This window comes from Piscirickettsia salmonis LF-89 = ATCC VR-1361 (genome assembly GCF_000297215.2).
In the GTDB taxonomy this organism is placed as follows: domain Bacteria; phylum Pseudomonadota; class Gammaproteobacteria; order Piscirickettsiales; family Piscirickettsiaceae; genus Piscirickettsia; species Piscirickettsia salmonis.
Genome location: NZ_AMFF02000009.1, coordinates 17,955 through 33,832 on the forward strand (window position 1 = coordinate 17,955; position 15,878 = coordinate 33,832).

At 40.4% G+C, this 15,878-nt stretch carries 11 protein-coding genes; 7 read left to right on the forward strand and 4 right to left on the reverse strand.

Features of this window, described 5'->3' with window-relative positions:
• Positions 1 to 316 precede the first annotated feature (316 nt).
• Complete coding sequence (locus C200_RS15295) at positions 317 to 802, forward strand: hypothetical protein (RefSeq protein WP_059372266.1); 486 nt, start codon at positions 317 to 319, stop codon at positions 800 to 802.
• An 89-nt stretch (positions 803 to 891) separates the two neighbouring features.
• Here the strand turns inward: C200_RS15295 and C200_RS00850 are convergent, their stop codons facing one another.
• Positions 892 to 2,373: a D-alanyl-D-alanine carboxypeptidase family protein gene (locus C200_RS00850; protein WP_129556477.1), complete on the reverse strand. Its 1,482-nt coding sequence runs from the start codon at positions 2,371 to 2,373 to the stop codon at positions 892 to 894.
• Positions 2,374 to 2,532: 159 nt separating this feature from the next.
• On the opposite strand from C200_RS00850, the gene C200_RS00855 reads away from it, so the two are divergent.
• From C200_RS00855 to C200_RS00875, 5 genes are all read left to right on the forward strand, one after another.
• Positions 2,533 to 3,561 carry a UDP-glucose--hexose-1-phosphate uridylyltransferase gene (locus C200_RS00855; RefSeq protein WP_016209659.1) on the forward strand — a complete coding sequence of 343 codons (1,029 nt, stop codon included), beginning with the start codon at positions 2,533 to 2,535 and terminating at the stop codon, positions 3,559 to 3,561.
• 64 nt (positions 3,562 to 3,625) lie between these two features.
• Positions 3,626 to 4,768, forward strand: coding sequence for a galactokinase (locus tag C200_RS00860; protein ID WP_016209654.1), 1,143 nt, complete (start codon positions 3,626 to 3,628; stop codon positions 4,766 to 4,768).
• A 118-nt stretch (positions 4,769 to 4,886) separates the two neighbouring features.
• Entirely contained in the window at positions 4,887 to 6,590 is a 1,704-nt protein-coding gene (locus tag C200_RS00865; RefSeq protein ID WP_016209656.1) for a peptidase domain-containing ABC transporter, read from the forward strand.
• Complete coding sequence (locus C200_RS00870; protein WP_016209642.1) at positions 6,587 to 8,707, forward strand: peptidase domain-containing ABC transporter; 2,121 nt, start codon at positions 6,587 to 6,589, stop codon at positions 8,705 to 8,707. The genes C200_RS00865 and C200_RS00870 overlap by 4 nt, the downstream gene beginning before the upstream one ends.
• Positions 8,704 to 10,053: an HlyD family type I secretion periplasmic adaptor subunit gene (locus tag C200_RS00875; protein ID WP_016209652.1), complete on the forward strand. Its 1,350-nt coding sequence runs from the start codon at positions 8,704 to 8,706 to the stop codon at positions 10,051 to 10,053. The genes C200_RS00870 and C200_RS00875 overlap by 4 nt, the downstream gene beginning before the upstream one ends.
• Here C200_RS00875 and C200_RS14375 read toward each other — a convergent pair.
• The gene (locus tag C200_RS14375) at positions 10,025 to 12,172 is read right to left on the reverse strand and encodes a sensor domain-containing protein (RefSeq protein WP_016209662.1); all 2,148 of its coding nucleotides are present in this window, start codon (positions 12,170 to 12,172) and stop codon (positions 10,025 to 10,027) included. The two genes, C200_RS00875 and C200_RS14375, sit on opposite strands and share 29 nt — an antisense overlap.
• A gap of 427 nt (positions 12,173 to 12,599) precedes the next feature.
• On the opposite strand from C200_RS14375, the gene C200_RS00885 reads away from it, so the two are divergent.
• Positions 12,600 to 12,995: a fluoride efflux transporter FluC gene (locus tag C200_RS00885; RefSeq protein ID WP_016209657.1), complete on the forward strand. Its 396-nt coding sequence runs from the start codon at positions 12,600 to 12,602 to the stop codon at positions 12,993 to 12,995.
• 8 nt (positions 12,996 to 13,003) lie between these two features.
• On the opposite strand, the gene C200_RS00890 is transcribed toward C200_RS00885, so the two are convergent.
• Positions 13,004 to 13,888 (reverse strand): LpxL/LpxP family acyltransferase, encoded by an 885-nt coding sequence (locus tag C200_RS00890; RefSeq protein ID WP_016209643.1) that lies wholly within the window; start codon positions 13,886 to 13,888, stop codon positions 13,004 to 13,006.
• Between the two features lie 31 nt (positions 13,889 to 13,919).
• Positions 13,920 to 15,797 (reverse strand): SurA N-terminal domain-containing protein, encoded by a 1,878-nt coding sequence (locus tag C200_RS00895; RefSeq protein ID WP_032126162.1) that lies wholly within the window; start codon positions 15,795 to 15,797, stop codon positions 13,920 to 13,922.
• Between the last annotated feature and the right edge of the window lie 81 nt (positions 15,798 to 15,878).

Below are 15,878 nucleotides of genomic sequence, written 5' to 3' on the forward strand. Positions count from 1 at the left end.
GTATCTATCAGATTTCATTATACATTGTTTATCATGTCAGTGCGTAAGGTGAGTTAACCAGTTGAATCTCGTATTATGGTGGCAAAAAATTTCGCCACCACTTTTTCTCGCCCACTGCCTTGGTTACAGAGCTCAATAACGTTTACCCTGAGATCTTTACTATGCAGTTAAAAATAAGAAATAAAAAAATAGGCATTCTATCTTTTAGAATAAATATAAATTGAAAGGGTACATGCGCTTATTGCCTTATTTATATTTTTAGTGTATTGATGGGGTAATCTACCTGTTATCTAGGGTTATTAAGGTTATAAAAATCATGATCAAAAAAAGTATCATATTGTTTATACTTGTATTTTCCTCATTATTTTCTATAAAAAATTTTAGCTATAATGGAAGATCTGTCACTATAAGAAATGACACCCCCCTACCTCTAACCGTAGAATTTATTAACCCTCAGTGTATGTACGGGACAGGCTGGTCTACAGAAGCTCGATCTATCAACCCTCACAGCGCCATAACCATGCATGAAGAACCAAAAAACTCTGGATGGACCTGTTTTTTTTCCACCAAACATTACACCCTCAAAGCCTATGTATCTACAGCTCCATATCTTTATACATCAATGTACGTTGAGTTTGTTGCAAATGATGCAACATCATGCGTTCATAATGTTCAATTTATCCCAGGCTCTCTTGACAATCATTTTGCTATTGCTAACCCAGATGGACCTACTCCTGTATCTGGGTACCGTGAAAACAACCCAGGAGCAGTTTTTTATATCAAACACGTGCAAGAAACATAAGCCCCAGGCCCAAGCAGGCTATATTTTATTTAACAAAATTAAAAAAAGGCACATAATGCGCCCTATTAAGAAATTAATTTAAAAAGTTATTAAAATATTTTATCAAAGAACAATCGAATATGATCAGATAAGCGCTTAAAGAAGCTGCCCTGAGCAATATCGGCCATTGCGACAACCGGCACATCCGCCACTGATTTACCTTCAAGTGTTACTTTCAACTCACCTACCTTCTGGCCTTTGACAATCGGCGCCTTTAACGCATCATCAAAGACCATATTCGCTTTGAGTTTTGCATCTGCACCTTGTGGAATCGTGACATATAATGCCTTTTCTATACCCACAGCCAAGGTATTGCTCTGACCTAACCAAACATGACGCTCACTTAACTTAGTATCTGCATGATAAAGCTCACGCCCTTCAAAGAAACGAAAACCATAAGTTAATAGTTCTTTACTTAAAGCTGCAACTTGATTATCAGAATTTGCGCCTAAGACTACTGCAATTAAACGCATAGCATTGCCTGGCGTTTTTGCCGAGCTAACTAAAGAAAAACCTGCCGCCCCAGTACTGCCGGTTTTTAAACCATCCGCATAAGGGTAAATAAATAATAAACGATTAAAATTCGCCTGACGAATGCCATTATAACGAAAATATTTTTGTGAGAACAAAGAGTAATACTCTGGGTAATTATTAATTAATCCATAAGCAAGCTTGCCTAAATCATAGGCGGTTGAAAAGTGCGCAGGTGCAGGCAATCCCATGACATCACTAAAATGAGTATTGTGCATCCCTAAAGATCTTAATGCCTGATTCATCAAATGAACAATAGCACTTTGTGTTCCACCCATATAAGTCGCCAAAGTCACTGCGGCATCATTGCCCGAATCAACAATAATACCCTGAATTAAATCTTTCACTGCGACTTGGCTACCTGGCTTTAAAAACATCCGCGAGCCACCCGTTGCCCAAGCAATTTTTGGCACGGTGACCATATCATCTAAATGAATACGACCTGATTTTAACTCTTGTTGTACGATATAAAGCAGCATGAGCTTAGTCGTGCTCGCAGGGGCCATGCGCTTATTACCATCATAGGCGGCAAGCACATTACCATTTGCCGCATCCATCAGAATATAGGCTTTAGCATTTAATTGTGGCTGTGGTGGCACCAACGCCGGCCATTGTGAAGAAAGCGCTGCGGGTGTCGCCTTTGCCCCACCCGCTGCAACAGGTGCTACGGGGACTTGAACATTCTCAGCCACATGCGTGTCAACATTCACCGCACCGTATTGATTGAGTGGTGGATTCGCTGTGTAATGCTCAAAGGCATAATAGCTGGGATCTGACTGAGTGTCAGCAGAGACTAACGGTCCAGCTGCGGCCGTATCACCAGAGGCCGTATCCGCTGGACTGCTAGCCGAAGAAGCTGCACTAACCGCTTGAGTCTGACCTTGATTTTGTGGCGTGACGGAGCTAACTTGTACTGACTCTGCAAACGCACTATAAGCCGATAAAGAGCTAAGCCCGAGTAGTGCAAAAATAACTGTAGACGTTTTTTTAATCTTAAACATGAGCGTCCTCAATAACCTGTTATTTTTTATCATTGTAAAATTGTTTCTCATGCTAACATAAACAAACTCAGCATCCTACACTGTCCCACTGACTCGATTGCAGCCAAACTTAAAACACGTACAATAAGCCAAACTATATCTGAACTCCAGGGAGCCACCGTGACTCATCACCCACATCGCCGCTTTAATCCATTACGTGGAGAATGGGTGCTCGTCTCACCGCACAGAACCAAACGTCCCTGGCAAGGGCAGCAAGAAGAATCATCCTCTGAGTCACACCCTCACTACGATAAACAGTGTTATTTATGTCCAGGCAATACTCGAGCTAATGGGCAAACCAACCCAGATTATCAAGAAACTTACGTCTTTGAAAATGACTTTGCTGCTTTATTACCCGAAAATAATCCGAGTACAGCAACAATCATAGAACAATCCCCATTACTTCAGCACACTCCCGCATCCGGTGTCTGCCGGGTCATCTGCTTTTCTCCCCGCCATGACCTGACCTTAGCAGACATGTCTCCAGCAGACATTATCACGGTGATTAATACCTGGGCAGACCAAGTCACCGAACTTAAGCAAACCTATCGCTGGGTACAAATTTTTGAAAATAAAGGGACGGTTATGGGCTGCTCCAACCCTCACCCACACGGTCAAGTCTGGGCCAGCGACTTTCTACCCAATGAAGCACAAAAAGAAGATGAGTATCAACTTGATTACTTTAAAAAACATGAACAACCCCTATTGTTAGACTATGCAAAACTCGAGTCAGGATTAGGCGAACGCACCGTTGTCGAAAATAATGACTGGATTACTGTTGTACCTTATTGGGCCTTATGGCCCTATGAGACTTTATTACTCCCTAAATTTCCAGTGCAACATTTGCCTACCCTTTCAAAGGATTTACGCCATTCTCTCGCCCAGCTATTAAAATCATTATTAGTAAAATATGATCAATTATTTAACTGCTCATTTCCTTACTCAATGGGCTGGCACGGTGCGCCTTGCCAATCTATAACCACAGAAACAGAGTCGAAAACCACGCATTGGCAGCTGCATGCCCACTTTTATCCACCCTTATTGCGCTCAGCTACAGTTAAAAAATTTATGGTCGGCTATGAAATGCTCGCTGAGGCACAACGAGATTTAACGCCAGAGCAAGCAGCAGCCCGCTTACGTAAGCTTTGAATTAAAAAAACATAAATAAAGAAACAAAGAAACATTGAATCAAGAGATAGTAGAGAACACTGTTATGGCACTTCACCTTACTGAAATATTTAAAAAACACTACACGCAGCCTGCGCAATGGCATATCTGCAGCCCTGGCCGCATCAACTTAATCGGTGAACACACCGACTATAACCACGGTTTTGTCATGCCCATCGCCATTGATAAAGCCACCCATTTACTCATCCGCCCACGTCAAGATCAGCACGTCAATCTTTATGCAACGAACTTTGAAGACCACTACTCTTTTTTACTTGACCAACTTATCGCCGCTGATCATGAATGGGGTGAGTATGCGAAAGGTATGGCCTGGGCTCTACACACTTATCATCAAAAACTCACCTATGGCTTTGATGCTGTGATCTATGGTGATATTCCCATCGGCGCGGGCCTTTCCTCCTCTGCATCCTTTGAGCTGGCCATCGCTCATGCGCTTTGCATCAGCAATAGCATGCTCTGGGAGCCCGCACAAATGGCCAAATTGGCACAGCGCGCTGAAAATGAGTGGATAAAAGTCAACTGCGGTATTATGGATCAGTTTATTTGTGCCCTCGGCCAAGCCAATCACGCTCTACTGATTGATTGCGACTCTCTTGACTATGAGCAACTGCCTTTACCTAAAGACAGCAAAATTATTGTCATGGACACCGCTACACGTCGTGGCTTAATTGACTCCGCCTATAATAAACGACGCCAGCAATGTGAAGTCGCAGCACAGAGTATGGCGGTCGATAGCTTACGCGCTCTGTCAGAAACAAACTTGCCACAACTTCAGGCACGCCTCGATAAAACGACCTATCAACGTGCTCGACATGTCATTAGTGAAAATGCCCGTGTCTTGGCAGTCAAACAGGCTTTACTCAATCATGATACTGCACGTTTTGGCACCCTAATGATCGAAAGTCATGAAAGCTTGTGCCAAGACTTTGAAGTATCCAGTGACGCGCTGGATACGATAGTACAAATTGCTTTAGCAAGCGAAGGCTGCCTAGGGGCTCGTATGACCGGTGCCGGATTTGGCGGCTGTGCCGTAGCATTAGTCAAAGCAGATCATGCTCAACAGTTTGTCAGCACAGTGACCGAAAAATACCAGCAAGCACAGAAAATAACGCCTTACCTCTATATCTGCACATCCTCACCAGGCTGCAGTGCCACTCCGATCAATTAAATTATTAGGCTATATCTATAAAATACTAGAGATCCAGAACAGCCCACCATCTAACACCATAAAATCAACTACTCTTTAAGGTTAAGGGCAGAAAGAAAGTAAAGAATGGTCGAAGGTTGTGGGGTTTTCAAACTCATCTGTAGAACCGCGTATACACATATTTAGTGCTTGGGAAAATGCAAAGCATATTCTTGCAACGATACTGCTTGTCTCTTTATTAATTAATATACTTTCGCTCGCATTTCCACTGGCCCTGTTACAAGTATACGACCGTATTATTCCTAACTCATCACTGCCAACGCTTTATCTACTCACGATTGGTGTGCTGATTGCTCTCACCCTTGAAACCCTTTTTCGCATCAGTCGCTCCTATGTCAGCGCCTGGGCCGATGCAAAATTTGAGCATCAAACCAGCTGTAATGCCTTTAAAACTATGATCAATAGCACACTCTCTGAGTATGAACAGCGTGGACATGGTGTACATCTAGAACAAATAAATTCCTTAAGCCAACTACGTGACTTTTATGCCGGCCAGGCGATTACTTCATTGATTGATATTCCTTTTGTCCTGATTTTTATTTTTCTGATCGCTTATATCGGCGGCGTGCTTATTTTTGTTCCTCTTATTATTATTACCGCCTTTATTTTATTCACAATTTTTATCAACCAGCACTTAAAAGCCTTACTGATGCAACGGCGCGAACATGAAGACCGCCGCCTTAACTTTATTATTGAAGTGTTACAAAGCATCCATACCATCAAATCCATGACCATGGAAGCCCAAATGCTGCGCCGCTACGAACGCCTACAAGGCAGTAGTGCAATCAATGACCACAAACTTAGCATTAAAGCCTCCCAGGTGATGTCCTTTGGCTTGCTAGTCTCACAGTTGAGTATGGTTGCGACCGTTGCAGTAGGTGCCCTACTGGTCTTACAAGGACAGTTAACAATTGGTGGTCTTGCCGCCTGTACCCTACTGTCAGGGCGCTGTTTACAGCCAATTAATCGTGCGACCTCCGTGTGGAACCGCTTACAGTCGATTCGTATTGCTGAAGATAAATTACAAGAAGTCTTTAAACTGCCTCCAGAGTATGTCCCCACGCAAAAACAACTCGCCCATATTGATGGCCACATTTGCTTTGAACATGTCAGCTTTCGTTATGATAAAAATAATAATACAAGCACAGATGAAGATGATGAAAACTGGCTATTTAAAGATATTAGCCTTGATATTCCAGCAAAAACCACTGTTGGCATCACCGGCGATGGCCTCAGTGGCAAAAGCTCACTGCTTTGGCTCATTATGGGGCTATATCAACCCGATCAAGGCCGCATATTAATCGACGACCACGATATTCAAAAGTTAAAAATTCAAAATATCCGCCAACATATTGCCTATTTGCCCCAACATGGCGACTTATTTAATGGCACCATCATCGATAATTTAACACTATTTCAAGAACAAAAATATTATAAACAAGCCATAGAAGTCAGCCAATTACTTGGCCTTGACTCAATTATTGAGCGCTTGCCCAAAGGCTATCACACTCCTGTTGCCAATCATGCCATGGAATCACTACCTCGCGGTATCATTCAGCGCATTGCGATTGCTCGCGCCCTGATTCATAAACCGCCGATTGTTCTATTCGATGAGGCCAATACGGCCATGGACATGCAAGGTGATACCATCTTAATTAATGTACTTGAACAGCTTAAAGGCACCTGCACACTCATCCTCGTCTCTCATCGCCCATCATTGCTGGCACATGCAGATAAAACCTTTATCCTCGAGAATAAAAGTCTGGTGGAGAAAGTCACATGAGCTCTGCACTAACCGCCCAGGAGCATAATATTCGCACTGCGTTTATTAACAGCCTCGAACCACTGTTAACTGCATTAGGCTGGCAGGGCGATCAACGGGCGCTTAATGAAAATTTGCCACACTTTACCGAAGGACTAGATTTATCTTCATTTCGCCAGGTCATGCTAAATTTACGCTATAGCTGCACGACAATGAGAACCCAGCTCAATAAAATTGATAACCGACTATTACCCTGTTTATTTATTTCTGATGAAGGCCGTGTACTGATTGTCATCTCCGTTAATCAATTTAATCAATATACCGTCTTTGATGGCGCTGCGAATATTCAGCTCACCCTGCCTGAACTGGTCATCTCTGGTATGAGTTATTTTTTCAAAGCCATTGGTGCTGAAGAGGAACTGGCGAATAAGGGCCAAACGCCAACGGCGAAAAACTGGTTTATCAATATTTTAGGGCAAAATAAAAAATTAATGTATCACACATTTTTTATCAGCTTTTTGCTTAATTTTTTAGCCATTGCAACGCCTTTATTTATCATGTCAGTTTATGATCGAGTCATCTCAACACATTCGATCTCCATGCTATCAAGCTTTAGTATCGGCGTAAGTATTGCTTTAATCAGTATCGGCATCTTGTATTTATTACGCTCACATATATTAGCATTTATTAGTGCACGTCTGGACCGGGACATTGGCAATGCAATCTTCGAACACTTGCTGTATTTATCACCCAGCTATACCGAAAGTGCAACCGTCGGTGCACAAGTGGCGCGCTTAAAAGACTTTGATAATATCCGTGAGTTTCTAACCGGATCACTCGTTAGCATTCTCTTTGAGTTACCGTTTATTCTTATTTTTTTAGTCATTATTGCAATACTCGGTCAGTGGCTTGCTATTGTGCCAATTGTTATGGGGATTTTATTATTTGTTGTCGGCGTATTAATCCATACCAAAGCCAAAGCACAAATTAAAGATACCGCACAAAGTAATTCAGAGCGCCAGGAGTTTTTGCTCGAGTCTTTACGGCTGATGCGCACCATTAAATATACCGGCGCCCAAAAAATTTGGTGTGAGCGCTATCGTGAATTATCGGGCCTTGCCACATTAGATAATTTAAAAAACACAGTCATTACTGCAACAGCTCAAGCTATTGCTGATAATATTATGATCGCATCTGGCCTTGCTATTTTGTTTTTTGGTGTTTTCATGGTATTTAATGGCACGCTTTCCGTCGGCGCCTTAATTGCCGTTATGATTTTAACATGGAAAATTCTATCTCCTATTAAAACATTATTTACCACTCTACCGCGCTTAGAACAACTTATCGTCAGTATTCGCCAGATTAACTTATTAATGAAACTTGAGCTTGAAAGCAAACCCGGCACCATCAGCACCAACGAACAACATCATTTTAAAGGTAATATCACCTTTAATCGTGTCAGCATCCGCTATGCACCGACACTCGACCCTGCACTCATTGGGGCCAGTTTTACTGTTCAAGCCGGACAGGTCGTTGGTATTATCGGCCGCAATGGCTCAGGAAAATCAACAATTCTAAAATTAATTCCTGGGCTTTATCAACCACAAGCAGGTAGTGTTTTAATCGATAACTGTGATATTCGCCAAATTAACCCCATTTCATTGCGCCAAGCCATTGCTTATGTTCCACAAGAGCCGCAATTATTCTATGGTTCAATTGCACAAAACTTACGCTTATCTTGCTCAGGAGCATCAGATAGTGATCTCTATCAAGCGGCAAAAGAAGCCGGTGTAATTGATGATATTCTCTCACTACCCAAACAATTTGATAGCCCGATTCGTGATGGCGCCCACCTTGCCAGCAGCTTCCAACAACGATTGTCATTAGCACGCGCCTATCTAAAAAAAGCCCCCATACTTTTGCTAGATGAACCCGCCAATGGTCTAGACTACGAAGCGGATCAGTGCTTTATCGAAACAATTAAAAAACTCCGTGGTCGTACCACTGTTATTTTAATCACTCATCGCCCTTCACACTTAAAACTAGCAGACCACGTACTACTACTTGATCACGGCCAAATTATCAGACAAGGGCCACCAGATGACGTTTTACCCAGCGTGCCTAAGGACCTCTTATGAAAAAAAGTAAGAGTTTTAAACAGCTTCAACAAATTTCAACAGCAACACTATTAGAAGAATCGAATCACCTGCGCTTAGCAACGCTTGCCATTATCTGCTCCACCATAATCTTAATTACTTTACTGATTTGGGCCTCGTTATCTAAAATTACTGAAACGGCGGTCACTAGTGGAGAAATTGTTCCTCAAGGAAAAATCCAAGTCATTCAACATCTAGAAGGTGGTACGGTATTACAGATTTTTGTCAAAGATGGCGACCATGTCAGGAAAAACCAATTACTCGCCCAACTTGACCCAACAACAATGCTTGCAGATGTTGATAAATTAAAAAGTCAATTTACCACGCTCACACTAAAATCAAAACGTCTACGTGCTTATATTAATAAACTCGACCATAAAATTTTAAAACCCAATAAAATTAATAAAGTAAAAATATCCAGCAAATATACTGAGAATTTAAATGAAATTATTGCCGATAATCAATCCTTACTCAGTTCACAGAATAAAAAACGCCGTGCTCAACGTGCAGTATTAACCGCACAGCTTGCACAAAGCGAGGAGAAAATCCATCAATTACAACAAGAAATGAAAACACTTGATAAAAATGTTGAATTAATGACCCAAGAATTCGAAATGTATAAAAAGCTTACCAAAACCAATATACTTTCTCGTAAAGACTTCCTCGTTATGCTACGTGGCGTCAATAAAGCTCAAGGGGAAAAAACATCTCTACTGAGCATGCAACAACAAGCCAAGCAGGCTCTAGTTGAAGCACAAAACCGCTTATATCAACTTGATTCGGAATCATATGAAACCGCATTACAAGAACTCAATGACATTAATGAACAACGCTTACAAATTTCACATACGCTAGAAAAAGCGCAAAAACGCTTGCAAGATACTAATATTAATGCACCTGTCACCGGTATCATTAAAGATATTACTATCGCTCCAAGTAGCGTCGTAGCCCCTGGAGGTGTACTCATGGAAATTGTGCCGATGGAAGACCCGTTAGTTGTCTCGACGCGTATTGATCCACGCGATATCGGCCATATTCACACCGGAGCAAAAGCAACGATCAAAATCATGACCTATGACTTTACTCGCTACGGCAGTATTTCTGGAACCATTCAAACTATTTCTGCATCAACATCTCTCACCCCTGAGGGCAACCCTTTTTATAAAGCCATTATCAAACTTGATCAACAATCCCTCGGTCCTCAACAACTCCCTCTACTCCCAGGCATGACCGTCCAAGCCGATATTATCACTGGGAAAAAATCATTATTACAGTACTTATTAAAACCTATTCACCGCTCTATCGAGTCGGCATTCCGTGAACGCTAGTTTTAAAAAAATTAATTAATTCTTTTTCTGACAATGGATGTGATAATAAATAACCCTGTACCTCATCACAATTTAATTTTTTTAGAAAATTAAATTGATCTTTATTTTCTACTCCTTCTGCGGTAATTTTTAATTTTAAACTTTTAGCCAAAGAAATAATTGATTGAACAACTTTTACACTCTGAGTGTCTGCTGGTATTTTCTGTGTAAATGAGCTATCAATTTTCAAGCGGTCAATCGGTAGTTGAGTTAAATAGCTTAGTGAGGAATAGCCAGTACCAAAATCATCAATGGCAATTTTAATACCTAACTTTTTAAGACGTAATAAAATAGCAATCGCCTGCTCAGGATTATTCATGATATGGCTCTCAGTAATTTCCAGCTCCAGATTTTCTGGGTTAATCCCAGAATTTAAGACAGTCTCTTTTACCTTATCTGCAATATCATCTTTCATTTGATACATCGAAATATTCACAGATACCTTTAACTCCTGCCCGGTACTTTCCTCTAATTTTTTACAACTTACACACGCTTGTTTTAAGATCCAAAGGCCAAGCTCATTAATAATACCAATCTCTTCAGCTAAAGAAATAAACTTTGCCGGCTTAATAATGCCATACAGGCTATCTTTCCAACGCAGTAATGCCTCAACAGACTGACAACAATTAGTATCAGTATTCACTTTTGGTTGAAATTGCACAAATAACTCGTCATTTTCGATCGCCTTAGCAATGCCCGCACGCAAGTGAATCAACTCTTTGGTATGATCACTCATTGCCTGATTAAATACTTCATAATGACCTGTACCTTGTCGTTTCGCTGCATACATCGCCATATCAGCATAGCGCAACAGTGCTTCTGGAGTATGGTAAATATCCTTAAATGTCACAATACCAATAGAAACCGCCATCTCGATTTCAACACTCTGAATAACAAAAGGGTAAGCTAAAGACGTTTTTATTTTTTCACACACCCAAAAAACATCTTGCTCATCACGTAACTCTTCTAAAATAATTGTAAACTCATCACCACCAATCCTTGCAATAATATCATGCCCACGCGTGCATGATTTTAAACGCTGCGCAACTTCTTGCAAAAGTTTATCGCCAATCGCATGACCGTAATTATCATTGACAAATTTAAAGTTATCCATATCTAAAAATAATAAAGCAAAATAATATTTACTTCTATTTGCTCTAGAAATAGCCTGCCCTAACAATTCTAAAAATAAACTTTTATTTGCAAGCTTAGTCAAATCATCATACTGAGCCAATCTCACCAATTCAGCTTCATGCCTTTTTCTTGCGGTAATATCCCTAAATGAAATAACAATTGTTTTTTCCACCTGTTCTAAAATCAATGAACAATGCATCTCTATCGGTAAAATATTACCTTTTTTTCTGGTCACCTCAGTTTCAAAGGCGCCCACTTGACCAACATACTTCACTAGCTCTGTAAGTGACCGACCTTGACTATCATGTAAAATTTTATCAATTTTCTTCCCAATCAATTCATCAACAGCACTATAGCCTAAAATTTTACAGGCCATATGGTTAATAAAATAAATCACCTCTTTTTCGTCAACACCGATAATGCCATCAGCAACGGCATCTAAAATCGCATTATTTTTTTCTTGCAATCTTATATTTTCTATTTTTAAATTATTTTTATCAATAAGTTGGTACATTAAAAAAGGCAATAGATTAAAATACTGAGCTTGCAGATCCTTAACTAAATAATCAATAGTAACTATTTTTTGATATTGGCTAACCAATGCCTTACCGACATAACCTTCTTTTAGTAATAGCACCATAGGAGGTAAGTATTGACTCTCTTTAACCAATGAATCAATAAAATAATTAAAATTATCAATCAGGTTTGTCATGTCATTATCGAAAACACTATCATCTATAATAAGACAATCAAATTCCTGATGATATAAAGGGGCTAATGCAGCTTTTATATTCTGAGTGCTAGTGATGTTATACATAGCTGAGAGAGTTACTTTAGAGGTAACAGCAGTATCTGCGCCATTATGATTACTAAGTGAAGCTAAAATCGCATCGTAATCAGCACACGGCCGACCGACGAATAAAGCTTCAATAACAAAATTTTGCATAAACCACTACAACAGGGCATCCCTTTATTATTAAGTGTGGCAAAAAAACACTAAACTCGTCGCTATCTGTCTTTATCTTTAGGTAGTATCATCAATGCAGTACACATCCTAAAATAAAATAAAACCCAAAGACAAACATACTAAATTGCAGGCAACTACTTGATATAGCTCAATAAACAACTACTCCCTTCATTAGCCTTAAAAGGTAATCAAGTTTAAAATGTATAACCTCACCTTAGTACTTAATCTGCAAACTCCTGCTATAATCACTTTTTTAAAACATAAAAGACATACACTATAAACAGCACAATAGCTTGATAATAAATATTATGGTTACAACGTCATGATTAACCGTCACTCTGTTTTTCTTGGACTTAATTTAATTTAATATCAATCAATAACTGCTAAAACCAGGATATAAATACACATGCAATTTTCTTTATTACTATGTGCAACCATAGGAGGTGCACTGGGATCAGCTTTGCGTTATAGCATCAGCCAGCTAAGCTTAGCTCATTTAGGTCAAAGCTTTTATGGAACATTAGCAGTGAATTTAATCGGCTGCTTCTTGATTGGCCTACTCTCTGAGGCCGTATTAAAGCTAAGTCAACACCAGCTATTTACAAACTACAGCCCTTATTTAACCACATTGCTCATCACTGGGCTTTTAGGCGGTTTTACCACCTTCTCCAGCTTTGCATTAGACACATTGGGCATCAAAGGCGAATATAGCTCTTGGCTATCCTTAGCATATATTACTATTTCAGTGTTTGGTGGCATCAGCCTTGCACAACTTGGTCGATTAATAATAACTATATTTTAGCTCTTCTATCAATCATATAAAGAACCTTCACCTTGAGGGCGTGTCTTAAAACGCCGGTGTTGCCACAAATACTGCTCTGGCGCATTTAAAATAACTGACTCGATAAACTGATTAATGCGCAAACAGTCTTTTTCATCAGAATCTCCAGGAAAGCTCTGCCATGCCGGGTAAAACTTAATTTTATAGCCTTGAGCATGGGGTAAACGATAAAAGCTCACCGGCACAATCTGACAACCTGACATTTTTACTAAACGCGAGGTTGCAACCGTTGTTGCTGTCTGCACACCAAAAAAAGGCGTAAAGAGCGCATTGCCAATACCAAAATCTTGATCAGGCGCATACCAAATCGGCCAGTTGTTCTTTAAGCTACGCACGACTTTACGCACATCAATACGGTCAATCAACTCATCGACATACTCACCACGTGCTTGACTCATTAAATCTTCAAAGCTTGAGTTTTCATGCTTACGATACAATAATCGATAGGCCTGTGCCTTGGCAAAAAAACGACCAATAATCTCTAAACAAGTCATATGTGCACCCAGAATCAATGCACCTTTATTTTGATTTAAAGCGGCTTCTAAATATTCCAACCCTTCAATCTGACACAAACTAGCATCAAGCTGTGGACGAAACCAAGCAATAATTGTTTCTGCCACTCCCATACCTGCAGATTCAAATGCCAGAACTAAACGATGCTGTAACTCTTCCTCATTCAGCTCAGGGAAGCAATAACGTAAATTTGCCTCCGTAATCTGGCGACGACGTTTGAAAAAAGATAAGCTCGCTCGGCCCAGCCAACGCCCCACATCCATTTGAACATCATAAGGCAAGCGAGCAAATAGGCGAGCACAGTTAAGACCCACTCGCCATAGAAGACGTTTAAAAGCCACGATCAACCACAATAAATTTAATATTAATAAGTTAAGAGCTCAGTTTAACCGTTGCATGGTTACGCACCACAGCGACATATTGGCTATAGTCATACTGCGCATACAACTGCTGCACCCCTTCTTGATACGCCTGTCGCTCGAAGCGTTTCATCGACGACTGGCCAGGTGTAGTTTTAAGTAGCTGCATCACCAAATAACCTTGCTCTGGTAAAGTTGTCACTTTTACCGGTAACTGTTTACCCAGAGGTCTTGGCATCGCAAATGCCGACTGCACAACAAAAGGCTCATTTTTAGATTGACGCGATAAATCACTAACCTCATGCCACACTAAACCGAATTGTTTGGTAATTTCCCGATAAGATTGACCGTCTTCAAGCAACTTAGTAATTTTTTTAGCCTCAGCCTCTGCCACCGCTTGTGCTTTTTCAAGTTTTAACACCTGTGTAATCTGATCGCTCACTTCTTTTAATGGCTTAAGCTTTGCCACCTGATGGTCTGCTAAATGAATCAAAGCAACATGCTCGTCATCCAGCTGTAAAACCGGACTATTGGTATTTTGCTGCAATACCTCATCACTAAAAGCGGCTTCAAGTACTTTACTATTTTTTGCCAATCCCACTCCCGCATCATGACTAAACCAAGGAGAAGTCTTTACCGATATTTTTAATGCATCTGCAATTTTTGTCAGATCACCCGGGTACTCCGCCTGCAATGATCTTAACCTTTGCACTGCACCATTAAAAGCTGCCTGTGCTTTTTGAGAAAGTAAGGTCGCTTTAATTTGCTCACGTACATCCGAAAAAGCTGTCGTCGTTGCGGGTTTTATTGCCGTCAATTTTACAACCTGCAACAAATTAGGACGCTCCAGTAACATGGCATCCCCTATTTTCTTCATTGAAAACAGACGATCAGACACTGTTGGTGGTAATTGGTTACGACTAAACCATCCCCACTCCCCCGAACTATTTGCACTTTTGAGCTGGTAATCTTTAATGAGTTTTGCAAAGCTCTCGCCTTGCTCAGCCTTTGTAAGTGCCATCTTTGCACTATTACGCGCTTTTTCAATCGCCTTCACATCAGTTTGACTCAAAGGAAAATCGAGCACCTCAAAATGACGCTGCAATAGCGTGGAAAAATTTGCAATATTCTGTTGGTAATAATCTTTAATTTCCTGAGCATTTACAGATACTTGCTTTTTAACAGCAGCCAATGATAACTCAATCGAATCAATCTTTACTTGCTCTGGTGCAATAAATTCTTTTTCATGCTGCTTATAAAAGCTAGCAATTTCTTGTTGTGTGACAGTCACTTTATTAATAAATGGTGCATTTAATACTTTAAAATAGCCTATGCTACGCTTTTCATTAAGCAGCTGGGTAAATTCAGTCACTTCACCTGTTAAGGCAAAGGCGCTTTGCATTACACCCTGATTTAGCTGGTTCACTAAGATCTGTTGGCTAATATCTTGGCGTAGTTGATTGATTGTATAGCCAAAACGTTGTAAAACTTTATCGTATTGCGCTTGTGAAAACTGGCCATTCTCTTGAAAAACCGGCAATGTCCTTAACACTTGATCGGTCTGAGTAGTACTGACATAAAAACCCTGTGTTCTAATGCTATTTAGCAAAGCATAACGCTCGATCAACTGGTTTAATGTCTGCGCCTTAATCAACTCATTATTTGCACTTAATGGACTATTATCACCTATTTGCTGCTTCATATTTTTATAAGCAGCTTCAAATTCAGCGCTTGAGATCTTCTGACCATCAACGGTAGCAACAGTCTGGCTTTTACTTGCAGAGCTTGAAATGTAACTGCTCGCACCCATACCTATAAAGCCTGCAGCAACAGCACCAACAATTAACCAAGTGCCCCATCCCTTGCTTTTATCTCGTATATTTTGCAGCATACACCCTCTCTTGTTTTGCATAAAAATAAAGCGCGTTTAACTAAGCAACGCGCTTTATTCTAAAAGTAAGTAAAGAAAGCA